At 71.5% G+C, this 16,578-nt stretch carries 13 protein-coding genes; 6 read left to right on the forward strand and 7 right to left on the reverse strand.

Annotated features, from left to right (window positions below):
- The first annotated feature begins 84 nt into the window (after positions 1 to 84).
- Together ACQGNW_RS06145 and ACQGNW_RS06150 are read left to right on the forward strand one after the other, a co-directional pair.
- A complete protein-coding gene (locus ACQGNW_RS06145) occupies positions 85 to 1,416 on the forward strand; it encodes an APC family permease (protein WP_426662248.1) in 1,332 nt (443 codons plus the stop codon).
- The gene (locus ACQGNW_RS06150; RefSeq protein WP_426662249.1) at positions 1,413 to 3,524 is read left to right on the forward strand and encodes a beta-galactosidase; all 2,112 of its coding nucleotides are present in this window, start codon (positions 1,413 to 1,415) and stop codon (positions 3,522 to 3,524) included. The genes ACQGNW_RS06145 and ACQGNW_RS06150 overlap by 4 nt, the downstream gene beginning before the upstream one ends.
- On the opposite strand, the gene ACQGNW_RS06155 is transcribed toward ACQGNW_RS06150, so the two are convergent.
- Positions 3,457 to 4,665 (reverse strand): YbfB/YjiJ family MFS transporter, encoded by a 1,209-nt coding sequence (locus tag ACQGNW_RS06155; protein WP_426662250.1) that lies wholly within the window; start codon positions 4,663 to 4,665, stop codon positions 3,457 to 3,459. The genes ACQGNW_RS06150 and ACQGNW_RS06155 overlap by 68 nt on opposite strands.
- A 94-nt stretch (positions 4,666 to 4,759) precedes the next feature.
- Here ACQGNW_RS06155 and ACQGNW_RS06160 point away from each other — a divergent pair, with 94 nt between their 5' ends.
- The 3 genes from ACQGNW_RS06160 (at position 4,760) to ligB (ending at position 8,232) form a co-directional block, all read left to right on the forward strand.
- Positions 4,760 to 5,677 carry a LysR substrate-binding domain-containing protein gene (locus ACQGNW_RS06160; protein WP_426662251.1) on the forward strand — a complete coding sequence of 306 codons (918 nt, stop codon included), beginning with the start codon at positions 4,760 to 4,762 and terminating at the stop codon, positions 5,675 to 5,677.
- Positions 5,678 to 5,680: 3 nt separating this feature from the next.
- Complete coding sequence (locus ACQGNW_RS06165; protein WP_426662252.1) at positions 5,681 to 6,457, forward strand: NRDE family protein; 777 nt, start codon at positions 5,681 to 5,683, stop codon at positions 6,455 to 6,457.
- A gap of 95 nt (positions 6,458 to 6,552) precedes the next feature.
- Complete coding sequence (gene ligB, locus ACQGNW_RS06170) at positions 6,553 to 8,232, forward strand: NAD-dependent DNA ligase LigB (protein ID WP_426662253.1); 1,680 nt, start codon at positions 6,553 to 6,555, stop codon at positions 8,230 to 8,232.
- Between the two features lie 9 nt (positions 8,233 to 8,241).
- On the opposite strand, the gene ACQGNW_RS06175 is transcribed toward ligB, so the two are convergent.
- The 5 genes from ACQGNW_RS06175 to dinG form a co-directional block, all read right to left on the reverse strand.
- The gene (locus ACQGNW_RS06175) at positions 8,242 to 8,646 is read right to left on the reverse strand and encodes a YchJ family protein (protein WP_426662254.1); all 405 of its coding nucleotides are present in this window, start codon (positions 8,644 to 8,646) and stop codon (positions 8,242 to 8,244) included.
- 45 nt (positions 8,647 to 8,691) lie between these two features.
- The gene (locus ACQGNW_RS06180) at positions 8,692 to 8,889 is read right to left on the reverse strand and encodes a hypothetical protein (RefSeq protein WP_426662255.1); all 198 of its coding nucleotides are present in this window, start codon (positions 8,887 to 8,889) and stop codon (positions 8,692 to 8,694) included.
- An 86-nt stretch (positions 8,890 to 8,975) separates the two neighbouring features.
- Positions 8,976 to 9,554 carry an NnrU family protein gene (locus ACQGNW_RS06185; RefSeq protein WP_426662256.1) on the reverse strand — a complete coding sequence of 193 codons (579 nt, stop codon included), beginning with the start codon at positions 9,552 to 9,554 and terminating at the stop codon, positions 8,976 to 8,978.
- Positions 9,555 to 9,622: 68 nt separating this feature from the next.
- Entirely contained in the window at positions 9,623 to 10,174 is a 552-nt protein-coding gene (locus tag ACQGNW_RS06190; RefSeq protein ID WP_426662257.1) for a HutD/Ves family protein, read from the reverse strand.
- Positions 10,175 to 10,482: 308 nt separating this feature from the next.
- Positions 10,483 to 12,579 (reverse strand): ATP-dependent DNA helicase DinG, encoded by a 2,097-nt coding sequence (dinG, locus tag ACQGNW_RS06195; protein WP_426662258.1) that lies wholly within the window; start codon positions 12,577 to 12,579, stop codon positions 10,483 to 10,485.
- Between the two features lie 112 nt (positions 12,580 to 12,691).
- On the opposite strand from dinG, the gene ACQGNW_RS06200 reads away from it, so the two are divergent.
- Positions 12,692 to 15,628, forward strand: a complete 2,937-nt coding sequence (locus tag ACQGNW_RS06200) for a bifunctional diguanylate cyclase/phosphodiesterase (protein ID WP_426662259.1) — start codon at positions 12,692 to 12,694, stop codon at positions 15,626 to 15,628.
- Between the two features lie 12 nt (positions 15,629 to 15,640).
- On the opposite strand, the gene crp is transcribed toward ACQGNW_RS06200, so the two are convergent.
- Positions 15,641 to 16,336 (reverse strand): cAMP-activated global transcriptional regulator CRP, encoded by a 696-nt coding sequence (gene crp, locus ACQGNW_RS06205; RefSeq protein ID WP_426662260.1) that lies wholly within the window; start codon positions 16,334 to 16,336, stop codon positions 15,641 to 15,643.
- Between the last annotated feature and the right edge of the window lie 242 nt (positions 16,337 to 16,578).

Here is a 16,578-nt window from a genome sequence, read left to right on the forward strand (position 1 = left end):
CCTGAGCCGTGCGCGGCGGCCGCGCAAGCCACCCCTGCCGACGGGGACTGGTCGAACCCCCGCCCGCCATGCCAAGGTTGCCGGATGACGACCGAAACCAGCTCCCCGTCGTACCTGCGCCGCCTCGGCGTGTGGGACGGCGCGATGATCGTGATCGGCGGCGTGATCGGCGCCGGCATCTTCCGCACGCCGGCCACCGTGGCCGAACGCACGGCCTCGGGCCTGCCGCTGCTGGCGCTGTGGGTGCTGGGCGGCCTGCTCACGCTGACCGGCGTGCTGTGCTACGCGGAGCTCGGCTCGCGGCGGCCGCAGGCGGGTGGCATCTACCTCTACCTGCGCGAAGCCTTCGGCATGCTGCCGGCCTTCCTGTTCGGCTGGACGATGGCGCTGATCAACTACCCCGGCAGCGTGGCCGCGGTGGCCACCACGTTCGCCGACTACTTCTGCCAGGCGGTGGGGCTGCCGCTCGCGTGGGTGAAGCCGGTGGGCGTGGCGGCGATCGTGTTCATCGTGGGCGTGAACCTGTTCGGCATCCGCGCCGGCGCGCTGATGCAGAACATCTTCGCGGTGCTGAAGCTGGCGGCGATCGCGCTGCTGGTGGCGGTGGGCCTGGCGCTGGCGCACGGCCACCTGGGCGGCGTGCTGGCAACAGACACGGCGCACCCGGTGTCCAGCGGCGCCTTCGTGGGCGCGCTGCTGCCGGTGCTGTTCACCTACGGCGGCTTCCACTACCTCAACGATCTCGCCGGCGAGGTGCGCGATCCGCAGCGCACGCTGCCGCGCGCGCTGCTGCTGGGCATGCTGGGCGTGGTGGCGGCCTACGTGCTGGCCAACGTGGCCTACCTCACCGGCCTGGGCCACGCGGGTCTGGCGGACAGCCAGGCGCCGGCGGCCGACCTGATGCGCCGCCTGTTCGGCGAGACGGGCGCGAAGGTGATGGCGATCGGCATCGCCTGCTCCACCTTCGGCTATTGCAGCATCGCGATCGCCGGCGGCGCACGCGTGCTGCAGACGATGGGCGCGGACGGCATGCTGTTTCGCGCGGTGGGCTACATCGAGCCGCGCACGCGCGCGCCGCAGGTGGCGCTGGCGCTGCTGGGTGCGTGGACGGTGGTGCTGATGCTGTGGGGCAACTTCGGCCAGCTGGTGGACTACACCACGGTGGGCGAGTGGCTGGGCCACGCGTTCGGCATCGGCACGCTGTTCTGGTACCGCTGGAAATTCGTGGACGAGCCGGCGCCGTACCGCGTGCCGTGGTTCCCGCTGATGCCGCTGGTGTTCGTGGTCACCGTGCTGGGCGTGATCGCCGCCACCGCCATCGCCTCGCCGCACGACGCGGGGATGAGCCTCGTGATCATCGCGGTGGGTGCGCCGGTGTACTGGCTGTGGCAGCGGCTGCAGGGAAGAGCGGCATGAAGCGGATCTGGCTGGCGGGTGTCGCTGCGCTGTTCGCCGCACCGGCGATGGCGACGGAAGTGGCCGACCTGACGGCGTCGTCGGCGCATCTCGACCTGCAGCACGTGGTGCGGACCGCCGCCACCGAAACCGCGCAGGATGGCGTGAGGCAGCAGCGCTACACCTTCCAGCCGGCCGCCCAGCCGCAGGTCGTGGTGACGCCAGCGCAGGGAGTGTGGAACTGGCAGGGGCAGGGCGAGCTGCGCCTGCGCGTGCAGAACGCGATGCCGTGGGCGGTGACCCTGGTGGTCGACATCGATGGCGCGGATGCGAAGCAGCGTCTGCATGCCGTGGTGGGCTTGCCCGCCGGCCCCGCGCAGACCCTGGCGGTGCCGCTGCGCGCCGTCTCGCCGTTGACCTTCGGCATGCAGGCCGGGCCGACCCGGCCATTCGACGACCATGGCAGGCGCGTGCTGGTGGCGACCACCGTGGCGGGTTCACTGGATCTCTCGGTGGTTCATGACGTGCGGCTCTCGGTGCCGGCACCGCAAGCTGCGCAATCCTTGCTGTTTGGCCGCATGGACGCGGTGCCGGGCGAAGCCACGCTGCACGAAGCCTATGCCGGCATCGTCGACCGCTACGGCCAGTACACCCGCGAGAGCTGGCCCGAGAAGGTCGCCGACGATGCCGCGCTGCGCGCCGCCGTCAAGCGTGCTCCGGCTGCCGGAGCGCCAGGTCATGAGGATCGCTACGGCGGACGTCTGGACGTCCGTCTGCGGGCGACCGGCTGGTTCCACACGCAGAAGGCCGAGGGCCGCTGGTGGCTAGTCACGCCGGACGGTCACGGCTTCTTTTCGCTGGGCGTGAACACGGTGAAGAGCGACGACACCCGCACCTACGTGCAGGATCGTGCGTACATGTTCCGCGACCTGCCGCCGGATCGCGGCGCGTGGGCGGCGTTCTACGGCAGCGGCGACAATCGCAACGCGCAGCAGGGCGCGGGCGCGGGCCGCTGCTGCGACCACGGGCAGTGGTTCGACTTCTACGCCGCCAACCTGTACCGCGTGGATGGCGGGGACTGGCTGGCCGCGTGGCGCGCGCGCACCCTGGCGCGTCTGCAGGCGTGGGGCTTCAACACCATCGCCAACTGGAGCGACCCCGCGCTGGGCGCGCTGCACCAGCTGCCGTACACGCGCGAGCTGGATATCCGCGGCGACTTCGGCACGGTCGCCACTGGCTACGACTGGTGGGGCCGCATGCCCGATCCCTTCGATCCGCGTTTCGTGCAGGCGGCGGACACGGCGGCGGCAAGGGCCGCGCAGGGCGCGCGTGACGATCCGTGGCTGCTCGGCTATTTCGCCGACAACGAATTGTCGTGGTCCGCCTATGGCCCGCAAGGTCGCTGGGCGCTGGCCGTGGGCACGCTGCACGGCGAGGCGCGCAGCGCGGCCAAGCAGGCTTTCATCACCGAGTTGAAGAAGGAATACGGCACGCCCGACAAGCTCGCGGCGGCCTGGGGCATCGCGCTGGCCTCGTGGGAGGCGCTGGACGCCACCAACTTCCCCGCGCCCGAGCCGAGCGAAGCGCACCCCGCCATCGCCGCCGACTACAGCGCGTGGCTGACCCGCTACGCCGACCAGTTCTTCCGCACCGTGGCCGCGGCGATCCATCGTCACGACCCGCATCATCTCTATCTCGGCAGCCGTTTCGCGGTGAAGACGCCCGAGGCCGTCGCGGCGTGTGCCAGGTACTGCGACGTGGTGAGCTTCAACATCTACGCCGACGTGCCGCAGCACGGTTTCGATGCGGCGGCGATGCGCAAGCTCGACAAGCCGGTGCTGATTTCGGAGTTCCACTTCGGCTCCGACGACCGCGGTCCGTTCGGCAAGGGCGTGGTCTCGGTGGCGAGCGAGGCGCAACGCGGCGAAGCCTATGCGCGTTACCTGCGGGCGGCGGCGGATGATCCCGAGATCGTGGGCACGCACTGGTTCGAATACGTGGACGAGCCGGTGACCGGCCGCCTGCTCGACGGCGAGAACGGGCATTTCAGCCTGGTCGGCATCACCGACATTCCGTTCGCGGGCTTCGTGGAGACGGTGCGCAGGACGAACCTGGAGCTGCGGCACTGAGCGCGCCGCGGCCGAGCCGCGACAGCGCGAGCGCCAGTGCCAGCGCGGACGCCAGCGCGGCCAGCTCCAGCGGCGCGGCGAAGCCGTGGCGGTGCGCGGCGAGCGTGGCGGCCACCGGCGGTCCCACGATCTGGCCGATGCCGAAGGCGACGGTCAGCGCGCCGATCAGCCGTGTGGGATCGCGCGGCGCCAGTCGTGCCGCCTGGCGCATGGTGAACATCACCACCGGCGTGATCGCCGCGCCTTCCAGCACGGTGCCCAGCGCCAGCCCGGTGCGGCTGGGCCAGTACAGGCACAGCGCGGCGCCCAGCAGCATCGACAGGCAACAGCCGGCCAGCCCGGCGTAGTTGTTGCGCGGCGCGGGCAACGCGCCCAGCAGCAAGGTCGCCAGCACCGTGGCGACGCCGTACAGCGGCCAGAACCATTCGCGCAGCGCGGGCAGGTGCAGCTGCGCGTCGGCGATCAGCGGCAGGAAGGTGGCGGGAATCACGTAGCCGAAGCCGAACAGGCCATAGATCGCCACCAGCGGCCAGGTGGGACCGGCATCGCGGGCGTCGCCTTTCGTCACCGTGGCGGCGGCTGGTGCGGCGGGCGCATCCAGCGTGCGCCAGATCAGCGCGGTCAGCGCGGCGCTGGCCACGCCGAACGCCAACCACCAGCGCGCCGAGTCCAGGCCCGTGCCGTGCAGCGCCGCCACCAGCACGCCGCTGGCGATGATGCCGACGCCGGGGCCGCTGTACAGCACGGCTTCCAGGCCCAGTCGGCCGTGCCGGCGCAGATGTGCGCCGCACCACGCGATGCCGTGCACCATCAGCACCGCCGCGGCCACGCCGGCGACGAAGCGGCACAGCAGCCACGGCGCCAGCGATGGCGCCAGCCCCATGCCCAGCGTGCCCAGCGCCACCAGCACCAGGCCGCTGCGCAGGCTGGCGCGCTGCGGCAACGCCAGCGCCGTGCACAGCAGGGCGCCCAGCAGGTAGCCGATGTTGTTGATCGAGGCCAGCCAGCCGCCGCCGACCAGGCTCAGGCCCGCATCGGCCTGCATCAGCGGCAGCAGCGGGGTGAGCAGGAAACGGCCGATGCCCAGCGCGAGGGCCAGCACGGTCATGCCGGCGAGGGAGAGCGGAACGGGGGATCGCATGACGGCGCTCCGGCAAGGGATGCAGCCATGCTAGGCGCGGCGTATCATCGTATAAAGCGAATAATTGCGAATGAATCCATCGAGGAAATCGAACATGGACCTGCGCGCGCTCGAAACCTTCCAGGCGGTGGTGGCGGCCGGCGGCATCGGCCGCGCGGCGACCAAGCTGCACCGTGCCCAGTCCAGCATCACCAGCCGCATCCACCAGCTGGAAAGCTCGCTGGGCGTGCAGCTGTTCCATCGCGAGGGCCAGCGCCTGCGCCTCACCGCGCCCGGCGAGGAGCTGGTGGACTACGCGCGGCGCATGCTGGAACTGGCCGAGCAGGCCCGCGTCGCCGTGCGCAGCGGCGAGACCGGCGGCGCGCTGCGGCTCGGTTCGATGGAGAGCGTGGCGGCGAGCCGCCTGCCGTATCCGCTGGCGGCGTTCCACCGCGCGCATCCGCAGGTCTGGGTGAACCTGCACACCGCATCCTCGCGCGGCCTGGTGGCCGACGTGCAGGCCGGCACGCTGGACGCCGCCATCGTGGGCGAGCAGGTGGACACCGGGCGCTTCCGCAGCGTGCCGCTGTACATGGAGGAACTGGTGCTGGTCGGCGCACGCGACAGCGCGATGCTGGCGGAGCCGAAGCGCCTGGCCGACGGCACCGTGCTGGTCTACCACAGCCAGGGCTGCATCTACCGCCGGCGGCTGGTGGAGTGGCTGGACGCGCAGCGCATCGTGCCTGCGCGCGTGCTGGAGTTCGCCTCCTACCACGGCATCTTCGCCGCGGCCGCGGCCGGCGTGGGCGTGGGGCTGGTGCCGCGCTCGGTGCTGGAAACCTACCCGCAGCGCGATGCGCTTTCCATCCGCGCGATGCCGGCGCGGCTCGCACGCATCCGCACCGCACTGGTGACGCTGCGCACCACCCATCTGCCTGCGCTGACCCGGCTGGAGGAATGCCTGCGCAAGGATGCCGCCGCGCAAGACCAGGCGCCTTCGCGTCCGCGCCACGCCGCTGCGGGCAGGCTCTGAGCCATGTGCCTGATCGCCTTCGCCTGGCAGTCCCATCCGCGCTGGCGCCTCGTGCTGGCCGGCAACCGCGACGAGTTCCATGCGCGGCCCAGCGCCCCGCTGGCCAGCTGGAGCGACCTGCCGATCACCGGCGGCCGCGACCTCGAGGCCGGCGGCACCTGGCTGGGCGTCACCGGTGCGGGACGCTGCTGCGTGGTGACGAACGTGCGCGATCCCCGCGATCCGCAGCTCGGCGCCTCGCGCGGCCTGCTCGCCACCGACTACCTGGCCGGTGCGGCCGACGCCGCGGCGCACGCGCGGCAACTGCTCACCCAGGCGGCCGGCTACCGCCCGTTCAACCTGCTCACCTTCGACGCGCAGGCCGCGTTCTATCTCGGCAACCGCCCCGGGCCGCGTGCCGAGGCGGTGACGCCCGGCGTGCACGGCCTGTCGAACGCCGACTTCAACACGCCGTGGCCGAAGACACGCGCGCTGATGACGCGCCTCGAAACGTGGCTGGCCGAAGGCGACGACGGGGATTTCGCGCCGCTGTTCGACGCGCTTGCCGACGAGCGGCAGGCGCCGGATGCGGAGCTGCCCGACACCGGCATCGGCCTGGAACGCGAGCGCTGGCTGTCCTCGGCCTTCATCCGTGGCCGCGACTACGGCACCCGCGCCAGCACCGTGGTGGCGATCGACCACGACGGCCGCGGCGTGATCGTGGAGCGCCGCTTCGGTCCCGCGGGCAGTCCCCGCGGCGAGAGCCGGCTGCCGATCGGCGTGCAATCCGCCACGAGCTGACGTCTCCCGCCTACGCTGCGACGCGCATCTTGCCGCCTGATTCCTGGCGGCGGCGCGGCTAGCGTCGACGGCACCCCCCGTAGTGGAAGCGCCGCATGCGCACGGTCTGCCTGTTGTCGATGTTGTTCGCGTGGGCCGTCGCCGCGCATGCCGCCGATTGTCCGGACTGGTCGTCCGCGCGCGCCCACCAGGAACTCGCCGCGCTGCGCGCGCGGCTCGACGGGTGGAATCACGCCTATCGCGTCGAGGGACGCTCACCGGTGAGCGATGCCGTCTACGACCAGGCCGAGCAGCGCCTCGCGGCGTGGCAGCAGTGCTTCCCCGCGCAGGCGCCCGCGCCGCTGGCGCATCTGGCCGATGCCGGCGGGCGCGTGCGCAACCCGGTCGCGCAGACCGGGTTGGCCAAGCTGCCCGATGCCACCGCCGTCGCGGCGTGGATGCAGGCGCGCGGCAACCGCGACCTGTGGGTGCAACCCAAGGCCGATGGCGTGGCAGTGACCCTGCTGTACGTGGACGGTCGTTTGCGTCAGGCCAGCAGTCGTGGCGACGGCCTGCACGGTTCCGACTGGACCGCGCTGGCGCGGGCGATCGGCGCGATTCCCAAGCACCTGCCGCATGCGCCGGCCCGCGTGGTGCTGCAGGGCGAGCTGGTGTGGCGGCTGCCCGGCCACGTGCAGGCCGCCGACGGCGGCGTCAACGCACGCTCGGCGGTGGCCGGCGCGCTGGCGCGCAACACGCTGGATGCCGCCACCGCCGCGAAGATCGGCCTGTTCGTGTGGGACTGGCCCAGTGGCCCGCCCGACATGCCGGCGCGGCTGGCCGGCCTCGCGGCGATGGGTTTCGCCGACAGCGCGGCGCTCACCCACCCGGTGGCCGGTCTCGACGAGGTGAAACGCTGGCGCGAGCAGTGGTATCGCCACGCCCTGCCGTTCGCGGCCGACGGCACGGTGTTGCGCCAGGGCCATCGGCCGCCGGCCGACACCTGGCAGGCCAGTCCGCCGGACTGGGCGGTGGCGTGGAAATATCCGGCCGCCTCCGCCCTGGCCGAGGTGCGCGCGGTGAACTTCACCATCGGCCGCAGCGGGCGCATCACGCCGGTGCTGGAACTGGTGCCGGTGCAGCTGGACGACCACCGCGTGCAGCGCGTCAGCGTGGGCTCGCTGAAGCATTGGCGGGAACTCGACATCCGCCCCGGCGACCAGGTCGAGGTGGCGCTGGCCGGGTTGACCATCCCGCGCCTGCAGTCGGTGGCGTGGCGCGCGACGCAGCGGGCCGCGGTGGATGCGCCCGATCCAGCGCGCTACGGCCCGCTCACCTGCTGGCAATCTGCACCGGGCTGCGAGCAGCAGTTCCAGGCGCGGCTGATCTGGCTGGGCGGCAGGCAGGGCCTGCGGCTGCCGGGCGTCAGTGCAGCCACCTGGCAGGCGCTGGCGGATGCCGGGCTGATCCACGGCCTGCTGGACTGGATGACGCTCGCGCCCGCGCGACTCGTTGTGGTGCCGGAGTTCGGCGCGAACCGGGCCGCGGTGATCGCCAAGGCCTTCGCCGAGGCGCGCGGGCGGCCGTTTGGCGACTGGCTGCGTGCACTGGGCGCGCCGGGCGATGCGGTGGATGCGGGCGAGGCTTGGGCCGCGCTCGCCGCGCAGGATGAAGACGGCTGGCGGGCGCGTGGCGCCAGTGCGGCGCATGCCAGGCAACTCGCCGCGTTCTTTGCCAACCCCGAGGTGCGCTCCCTGGCCGCCCACCTGCACGCGGCGGGCGTGCAAGGGTTCTGAGTAAGGTGCTCAGCCGCCCAGTTCGCCGTCGACGTAATACCAGCGGCCCCCTTCACGCACGAAGCGGCTGATCTCGTGCTGGCGCTGCGCGCGGCCGCCGCCAAGACGGTAGCGGGCCACGAATTCGACGACGGCATGCTCGTCGTCGATGCGCTGCTCGCCGCGCACCTCCAGTCCCAGCCAGGTCGGCGCGGGCTGCTGCGCGGCCAAGCGCAGCGACGCGGGGCGCGTGTCGGCGTACCAGCTGGCCAGCAGGTAGTCCTCACGCTTGAGCACGTAGGCGCTGTAGCGCGAGCGCATCAGCTGCGCCGCGCTGACGGCGATCACGCGCCCGTCGTGCAGCGGGCCGCAGCAGGCGGCGTAGCCGGCGGGGTTGCCGCAGGGGCAGGGTGTGAGCGTGTCGATCGCCTTCATGCCGCCTTTGTACCCGCTTCGGCGGCGATGCGCAGGCCCGGTGCGTCAGGCCGGGCGGCCGCGCAGCGCGCGGGCGGGCAGCATCAGCAGCGCACCGAGGAAGGCGAACACTGCGCTTACCGTGATGCCGACCAGCCGCAGCGGCAGGCACAGCAGCCACACGACGGGATAGAGCACCAGGGCCAGCAGCGCGAGCGGCCAGCAGAACACCAGCAGCAACAGCCAGAGCAGGAAGGCGGCCATGGCACGACCTCGGTGGTGACGGATGCGGCTACTCTAGCGCGATCCGCCGCGCATGCGCAGATGGCTTCCGGCACCCCGGCCGGGGGTTACATCAGCGGCTTCACGCCGATCAGCAGCGCATGCAGCCAGAACGCGAACAGTGCCCAGGCCGCCACGCCCGCCACGACGGCGATCGCGGTGCCTTTGGTCGTGCCGGGCGGATAGACGGTGCCCTCGCGGCGGTCGCGCCGGTTCGAGGCGGCGAACAGCACGACGGCCCACAGCAGGAAGGCGCCGAACAGCACCACGTCGTGCAGCATGCCGGCGGCAAGCAGGTGGCCGAACGCCCACAGCTTCACCGCCAGCACCTGCGGATGATGCAGGCGCGCCTTGATGCCGTTGTGCGGCACCCGTGCCGCGGCGAACAGCACGAAGGCAACCAGGGTGAACAGCGCATTCAGCCGCACCAGCCACAGCGGCGGCGCGTACAACAGCACCGGATGGTGCCGCGCCAACGCGAAGCCCCAGCAGATCAGCACGAAGCCGGCGATGGCCAGCAGCGAATACAGGCCCTTCCACGGCTTCAGCCCCAGCCGGGCAATCTGCCGCTTGCGCCAGTCGTCGGCGAAGATGCGCAGCGAATGCACGCCGAGAAACAGCACGAGACCGAGGATCAGCACAGGCATGGCAGGCGACTCCGGGGGCAGTGCGGCGGAGTATAGGCAGCCAGGCGCGGGGCCACGAGTGACGTTTGTCAGGTCGTCGGCTCGACCCGCACGGCCAGCGCCAGCGTGCCCTCGCGCAGAACCGGCGTGCCGGTGCCCGGGCGCCATGCGTCGCCTGCGCGCAGCTCGCCTTCATCGGTGTCGATGCGTCCGCGCACGCAGTAGACCAGCACGGTGCCGGCGTCGGCTTGCCGCGCACCGGCCGTGTGCCACGCCTCGACCCCGCCGCGCACGCGGCCGCGCCGCAGCATCAGGTTGAAATCGCGGCTGGGGCTGCCGGCCAGGGTGACCTGCACGCCGCTCTCGCCCGGAAACGCGAACGGCGCGCACGGCGTGGTGAGCGCATGGCTGCGGCCATCGTCCAGCGCCATCGTGAAGCCATCGCCCTCGAGCAACGCGATCACGCGGTCGACGCCCGGAAACGCGGAGAACGGCGCGGCGCTCTCCACCTCGGCGACGCTCACCCGCCACAGGAAGTCGTCCATGCCCGCGCCGGGCGGATGGATGGCCAACTCGCGGGTGCGGCCCAGGCCGTTCTTCCATGTTTTGGCGGGGCACTCGGCGAGTCGGGTGATGGGCATGGATGTTGTCGCGATGCGATTGGTTTTGGTGGGTGCTGCATGGTAGCAATGCGTAGACCGGGACTTTTTGCAAAAGGCTTTGCAAGCGATGGAGGGATTTCGTCCAGCCTTCCGGTGGGGACAAGGCGGTTTCGACCGCCTGCCGGCGCCCGAAACCGCTTTGTTCCTAGCGGGCAGGCGTCCGAAACCGCCTTGTTCCTTGGGCAAGGAGCCCGAAACCATTCGTGAAAGTCACGGACGTTCTCAAGCTAATGAGGAGCGAAAGCGCATGTCGGTGCGCGCCCGAACACCCACCGCAGGCGCACGCCCTACCTCTCGATGACCCGCCGAAACGGCGGCAGCGCCCGCAGCATCCCGGCGCCGTAGCGCTTGGTGACCACCCGGCGATCCAGCAGCACGATGCGGCCGGTGTCGCTTTCGTTGCGGATCAGGCGGCCGCAGTACTGGGTGAGCAGGCGGGTGGCTTCGGGGATGCTCACCTCGATGAACGGGTTGCGGCCGCGCGATTCCAGCCATTCCGCATAGGTGGCGCCCACCGGGTCGGTGGGCACGGCGAACGGCAGCTGGGTGATCACCACGGTCTCGCAGAGCTTGCCGGGCAGGTCGAGGCCTTCGCCGAACGAGGCCAGGCCGAACAGCGTGCTGCCCTTGCCGGACGCCACGTCGGCGACGTGCTCGGCGATCAGCTGTGTCTTGCCCAGCGAGCCCTGCGCGCGCACCTTGCGCACCTTGTCGATCGGCAGCTTCTGCAGCACGCGGTCGAGCTTGGCGCGCGAGGTGAACAGCACGAGGTTGCCGGCGTTCCAGTCGAGCTGTCCGGCCAGCCAGTCGCTGATCGCCTGCGCGTGTTCCTCGCGCGCGTCGGGCAATGCGTCCATGGCCGGCACTTCCAGCCGCGCCTGCACGGCGAGATCGAACGGCGAAGGCAGGCTCAGCGTCACCGCGTCGTCGGGCAGGCCCACCGCGTCCGCATAGCCGCGGAAATTGCCGCCCGCGCTCAGCGTGGCCGAGGTGAGCACCACGCCGCTGGCGTTGCCCCACAGCACGTTGCGCAGCAGGCCCGCGGCAGAGACCGCCGAGGCGTGGCAGACCAGTTGCTGGTCGCCGGTGAGCGTCACCCAGCGCGCGAGCGGCGGCGCCTGCGCGGGATCGTCGGCGGCCCACGCCTGCCAGCAGGCGGCCTGCTTGCCGATGCGTTCCAGCGCGATGCCCAGCTCGCGCGACAGCGCCTCCTGGGTGGGGCCGCCGTCGGTCATCTCCACCACCGCGCGGCGCACCGCGGCGAGCCAGCGTTGAACCTCGGCGGTCTGCAGGCTGAGCATGCGCGCGTGCTCGACCCACGCGTCGGGCAGGCGGCCCAGCGAGCCGCGGTACATCGGCTCGCTCTCGGCGGGATCGGGCAGCCAGGCTAGGCGTATGGCTTTCTCCAGTTCCTCCAGCGCATCGCTGAGTTCCTGCAGTTTCGCGTCGCCCGCGTCGAGCGTGAGCTTGCCGAGGCTTTCCTTGTCGGTGAGCGAATAGGCCGCGTGCACCTGGCGGCCAAGCCGGCTCAGCTGGCGCACGGTGGAAGCCATATGCACGTCGGCGGCGCCGCGGTCGATGGCCTTGCCGGGGATGTGGTGGGCCTCGTCGAACACGTACAGCGTCTCGTCCGGACGCGGCAGGATCACGCCGCCCCAGTGGTCGTCCTCGCCCGGCATGGTGAGGTCGGCCAGCACCAGGTCCTGGTTCGCCACGATGATGTCGGCGTCGTCCACCGCGCGGCGCGCCGCGAAGAATGGGCAGATCATGAACTGGCCGCACTTGCGGTTGGTGCAGCCGCCGGCGCTGGTGGTGAGCATCGGGCGCAGCAGCTCGCCCACCGGCTCGGGCGCGCTGTCCATGTCGCCATTCCATTGGCCCGCATCGAAGGCTTGCGCGAGTTTCGACAGCGCCTGCTTGTCGCGTTCGGCAGGCGGCCTGGCCCACAGCGCGAGGTCGGCGTCGAAGCCGAAACCCATCTGCGCCGAGCCGGCGAGGCTGTTGCGTGCCATCGCCAGGTTGCGCGGACACAGGTAGCGGCCGCGGCCCTTGGCCAGCGCCACTTTCGCCGCGTGGCCGGAGAGCTGCAGGTACAGCGGGATGTCGCGCTCCACCAGCTGTTCCTGCAACGCCACGGTGGCGGTGGCGATCAGCAACTTCTTCTTCTGCGCGCGCGCCACCTCGTGGCCGGCGATCAGGTAGGCCATCGACTTGCCGGTGCCGGTGGGTGCCTCGATCGCGGCGACGCCGCCCGTGCTCGCCAGCGCCTTCGCCACTTCGGCGATCATCTTTCCCTGCGGGGCGCGCGGGCGGAACCCGGGCAGGCCGTCCTTCAGGCGCGCGTAGGCGGCGCGGATGGCGTCCTTGGTGGCGTCGGCAAGCATGCAGGGGTCCGGGGCGAGTCGGCCATTCTAGCGGGCGTGGCGTTCACGGACTCATGCTGGGCGGCATCGTGGGAGCGCGCTACGATCGGGCGAAGGGGGGAGTCATCCACGCATGAATCAACTCCACGGGCCGCAGCTTGCGATTCCGGGCCAGGCAGACCAACTGGCCTGGCTGGGGCGGCTGATCGGCGCGACCACGCCGCAGGCGGTGGCCGAACTGACGATCGCGCTGGCACGCAGCTGCCCGGTCTGCCGCGATGCCTGCCTGTCGTGGCTGGAGCGGGGCGAGTGCCGCAGCACCCGCGGCGCGCCGGATGCGCAACTGGCGGCCTGGCTGCGGGCCGCACCATGCGACGGCCGCGATGCGCCTGCCGCCGGCAACGAGCTGGCGATACGGCTGCCTGATGTGCCCGCCGTGCTGACGCTGGCGCTGGCGGGTGCGCAGGCCGGCCGGGAATTGCGCGAAGCGCTGTCGCCGTGCCTCGCGCTGGCCGGCCGGCAACTGCGGTGGCTGCTGGAGCTGGGCGAGCTGCGCGAGTCGCGTCACCAGCTGGAGCGCTCGGAAAACCTGCAGCGCGCGCTGTTCGCGATCTCCGACCTGGCCGATGCCGACCGCGACATGGACGAACTGCTGCGCGGCATCCACGGCATCGTCGGCACGCTGATGTATGCGGAGAACTTCTACATCGTTCGGCACGATGCCGAACGCGGCACGACGCGTTTCCTCTATTACGCCGACACGGAGGACGCCGAGGGCCCCGACATCGAGCGCGAGGAGCCGCTGGACGCGATGCGCGGCTCGCTCACCTGGCATCTGCTGGTGCGCGGGCGGCCGATGATGGGCAGCCCCGAACAATTGGCCGCACAGACCAGTGGCCCGCTGAAAGTGATCGGCCCGGACAGCGTGGACTGGCTGGGCGTGCCGATGCTGCGGGAGGGTTGCGTGCATGGCGCGCTGGTGGTGCAGAGCTACCGTCAGGGCATCGGCTACACCGACGAGGATCGCGCGGTGCTGGAGTTCGTGGCCCAGCACGTGCTGGCCGCGCTGGAGCGCAAGCGGAGCAAGGACGAGCTGGAGCGGAGGGTGCAGCTGCGTACCGGCGAGCTGGCCGCGGCCAACCGCGAGCTGCAGCAGGAGGTGCTGGAGCGCCAGCGCGCGGAACGGCTGCAGTCGGTGCTGTTCCGGCTGGCCGAGCTGGGTACCGCCGATCTCGACGAGGGCGCGTTCTACCGGCGTGTGCATGCCGAGGTGGGCAGCCTGCTGGACGCCTCGAACTTCTACATCGCCCTGCTGGACGAGCAGCACCAGCGCCTGGATTTCCCGTATTACGTGGATGCCGGCGTGCAGAGCGCATTCAGCCTGCCGCTGGAGCGCAGCATCACCGCCTACGTGCTGCGCACCGGCCGGCCGTGGCTGGGCAGCCGGCGCGAACTGGACGCGATGGCGGCGGCGGGCGAGGTGGTGCCCCACCACATCGGCACGCCGTCTTCGTGCTGGCTCGGCGTGCCGCTGCGCACGGGCGAGACGGTGATCGGCGTGGTCGCCGTACAGGGCTACGGCGACGAGATGCGCTTCGGCAGCGCCGACCAGGAGCTGCTGGGCTTCGCCGCGCTGCAGATCGCCAACAGCATCCACCGCCGCCGCGCCGCCGCCGCGCTGCTGCAGGCGAACCTGCAGCTGGAGCACCGGGTGGAGGAGCGCACCCGTGCGCTGCGCGAGCAGATCGCCGAGCGCGAGCAGATCCAGCGGCAGCTGCGGCACGAGGTGATGCACGACCCGCTCACCGGCCTGCCCAACCGTGGCTTCCTGCGCGGGCGGCTGGGTGAGCGGCTGGCGCGGCAGCCGTCGCAGGCGCCTTGCGCGCTGCTGTACCTCGACGTGGACCGCTTCAAGGTGATCAACGACAGCCTCGGCCACCTCGCCGGCGATGCCTTCCTGCAGGCGACCGCGAACCGCCTGCGCGCCTGCGTGTGCGCGCCGGACGTGGTGGCGCGGCTGGCCGGCGACGAGTTCGCGATCCTGCTCGACGCGGTGGCCGAGCCGGCCGCCGCCGAGCGCATGGCGCAGGGCGTGCTGCAGGCCCTGCACCAGCCGCTGTCGATCGGCGGCCGCGAGGTGGAGCCTTCCGCCAGCGTGGGCATCGCGGTCAGCAACAGGCGCCACGAGCGCGCCGACGCGCTGCTGCGCGACGCCGACATCGCGCTGTACCGCGCCAAGCAGCTGGGGCGCGGCCGCTACGTGATGTTCGACGAGACGCTGGCGCGGAACGCGGTGGACGAGCTGGCGCTGGAGGTGGAGCTGCGCCATGCCCTGCTGCACGGCGAGTTCGCGCCGTACTACCAGCCGATCTACCGGCTCGACAGCGGCGCGGTGGTTGGCCACGAGGCGCTGCTGCGCTGGAACCACCCGCGGCGCGGCCTGCTGCTGCCCGACGACTTCGTGCGAGTTGCGCAGGACTGCGGCCAGCTCGAGGCGATCGACTGGCAGCTGTTCGGCCAGGCGTGCGCGCGCATGGCGCGGCCGGACGCCGGCACGGGCTTCGTGACGATCAACGTCTCGCCGCAGCACCTGCGCCACGCCGATTTCGACCGCCGCCTGCTGCAGCTGCTGGAACGCAGCGGGCTGCCGCCGGCACGGCTGTTGATCGAGCTGACCGAGGGCGCGCTGCTGGACGACCCGGAGCTGGTGCGCACCACCCTGGAGCGCCTGCGCGCGGCGGGCGTGCAGGCGGCGCTGGACGATTTCGGCACCGGCTATTCCTCGCTGAGCTACCTGCACTCGCTGCCGCTGGGCAAGCTGAAGATCGACCAGGTGTTCGTGCGCGAACTGGACGCCGCCGGCGGCACCGGTGCCAACACCGTGGTGGCGGCGGTCCTGGCGCTGGCCCGCGCGTTGGACATCGGGGTGATCGCCGAGGGCATCGAGACTGCGGCGCAGCGCGATGCGCTGCTGGCGATGGGGTGCGAGTTCGGGCAGGGCTTCCTGCTGGGGCGTCCGGCGCCTTCGCCGTGCCGCCCCGCGGCCGAGGCGGCGGGGCGGCATCCCTGACCGTGTTGCCGCCTAGCGCGTGCCGCGCACCACGATGGTCTTGCCGGAGACGTCGATCATCCCCTGCTCCTCCAGCTGCTTGAGCACGCGGCCGACCATCTCGCGCGAGCAGCCCACGATGCGGCTCACTTCCTGGCGCGAGATGCGGATCTGGGTACCCTCCGGGTGGCTCATCGCGTCCGGCTCGTCGCACAGGTCGAGCAGGGTGCGCGAGATGCGGTTGGTGACGTCCATGAAGGCCATGCGGCTCACCTGGCGCGAGGTGCGCAGCAGGCGGTGGGTGAGCTGGGAGCCGATCGCGAACAGGATCTTCGGACACTCCTCCTGCAGCGGGCCCTTCATCAGCTGGAACAGGCGCTCATAGCTGATCTCGGCCATCTCGCACACGCTGCGCGTGCGCACCACCGACTCGCGCTGCGCCTGTTCCACGAACAGGCCCATCTCGCCGATGAACTGGCCGCGGTTGATGTAGGCGAGGATCAGCTCGCGGCCCTGCTCGTCCTCGGTGCATACCGCGAGCGAGCCGTCAATGACGTAGTACAGCGTGTTGGCCGGATCGCCGGGGCGGATGATCGCGGTCTTGCTGGGGTAGCGGCGGCGATGGCACAGCGCGAGGAAGCGCTCCATCGAGGCCGGGTCCGGCGCGAAGGCGAGCGGAGCCTGGGAGCGTTCGAAGGCCTGTTGAAGCTGGTATTTGAGTAGCGCCACGGTTTCTGGTTCCCCCTGGATCGGCCCTGCAGGCCATCCCTGGACTGACGGGTAGCATCGGTCGGTTGTCTGCCGCGTATCGTCGCCGGCGGCGGGTTCGCGCGGAGCGCACGCCGGCGATGGAAACTTCCTCATCGTCCGGCAGGATCGCCGCTGCCGACGAGTTTGGCACAGGCAATGAGGCCGCGCCTGCGGCCGGCCACCTCCGGATCATCCCCGATCGGCGCATTATGGCAAACCCC

The sequence above is a fragment of the Rhodanobacter aciditrophus genome (genome assembly GCF_050026795.1).
GTDB lineage: Bacteria > Pseudomonadota > Gammaproteobacteria > Xanthomonadales > Rhodanobacteraceae > Rhodanobacter_A.

Bases quoted from the DNA above. Each gene is read 5' to 3' on its own strand.
- ACQGNW_RS06145 (WP_426662248.1), top strand. From the start codon at position 85: ATGACGACCGAAACCAGCTCCCCGTCGTACCTGCGCCGCCTCGGCGTG.
- ACQGNW_RS06150 (WP_426662249.1), top strand. From the start codon at position 1,413: ATGAAGCGGATCTGGCTGGCGGGTGTCGCTGCGCTGTTCGCCGCACCG.
- ACQGNW_RS06155 (WP_426662250.1), bottom strand. From the start codon at position 4,665: ATGCGATCCCCCGTTCCGCTCTCCCTCGCCGGCATGACCGTGCTGGCC.
- ACQGNW_RS06160 (WP_426662251.1), top strand. From the start codon at position 4,760: ATGGACCTGCGCGCGCTCGAAACCTTCCAGGCGGTGGTGGCGGCCGGC.
- ACQGNW_RS06165 (WP_426662252.1), top strand. From the start codon at position 5,681: ATGTGCCTGATCGCCTTCGCCTGGCAGTCCCATCCGCGCTGGCGCCTC.
- ligB (WP_426662253.1), top strand. From the start codon at position 6,553: ATGCGCACGGTCTGCCTGTTGTCGATGTTGTTCGCGTGGGCCGTCGCC.
- ACQGNW_RS06175 (WP_426662254.1), bottom strand. From the start codon at position 8,646: ATGAAGGCGATCGACACGCTCACACCCTGCCCCTGCGGCAACCCCGCC.
- ACQGNW_RS06180 (WP_426662255.1), bottom strand. From the start codon at position 8,889: ATGGCCGCCTTCCTGCTCTGGCTGTTGCTGCTGGTGTTCTGCTGGCCG.
- ACQGNW_RS06185 (WP_426662256.1), bottom strand. From the start codon at position 9,554: ATGCCTGTGCTGATCCTCGGTCTCGTGCTGTTTCTCGGCGTGCATTCG.
- ACQGNW_RS06190 (WP_426662257.1), bottom strand. From the start codon at position 10,174: ATGCCCATCACCCGACTCGCCGAGTGCCCCGCCAAAACATGGAAGAAC.
- dinG (WP_426662258.1), bottom strand. From the start codon at position 12,579: ATGCTTGCCGACGCCACCAAGGACGCCATCCGCGCCGCCTACGCGCGC.
- ACQGNW_RS06200 (WP_426662259.1), top strand. From the start codon at position 12,692: ATGAATCAACTCCACGGGCCGCAGCTTGCGATTCCGGGCCAGGCAGAC.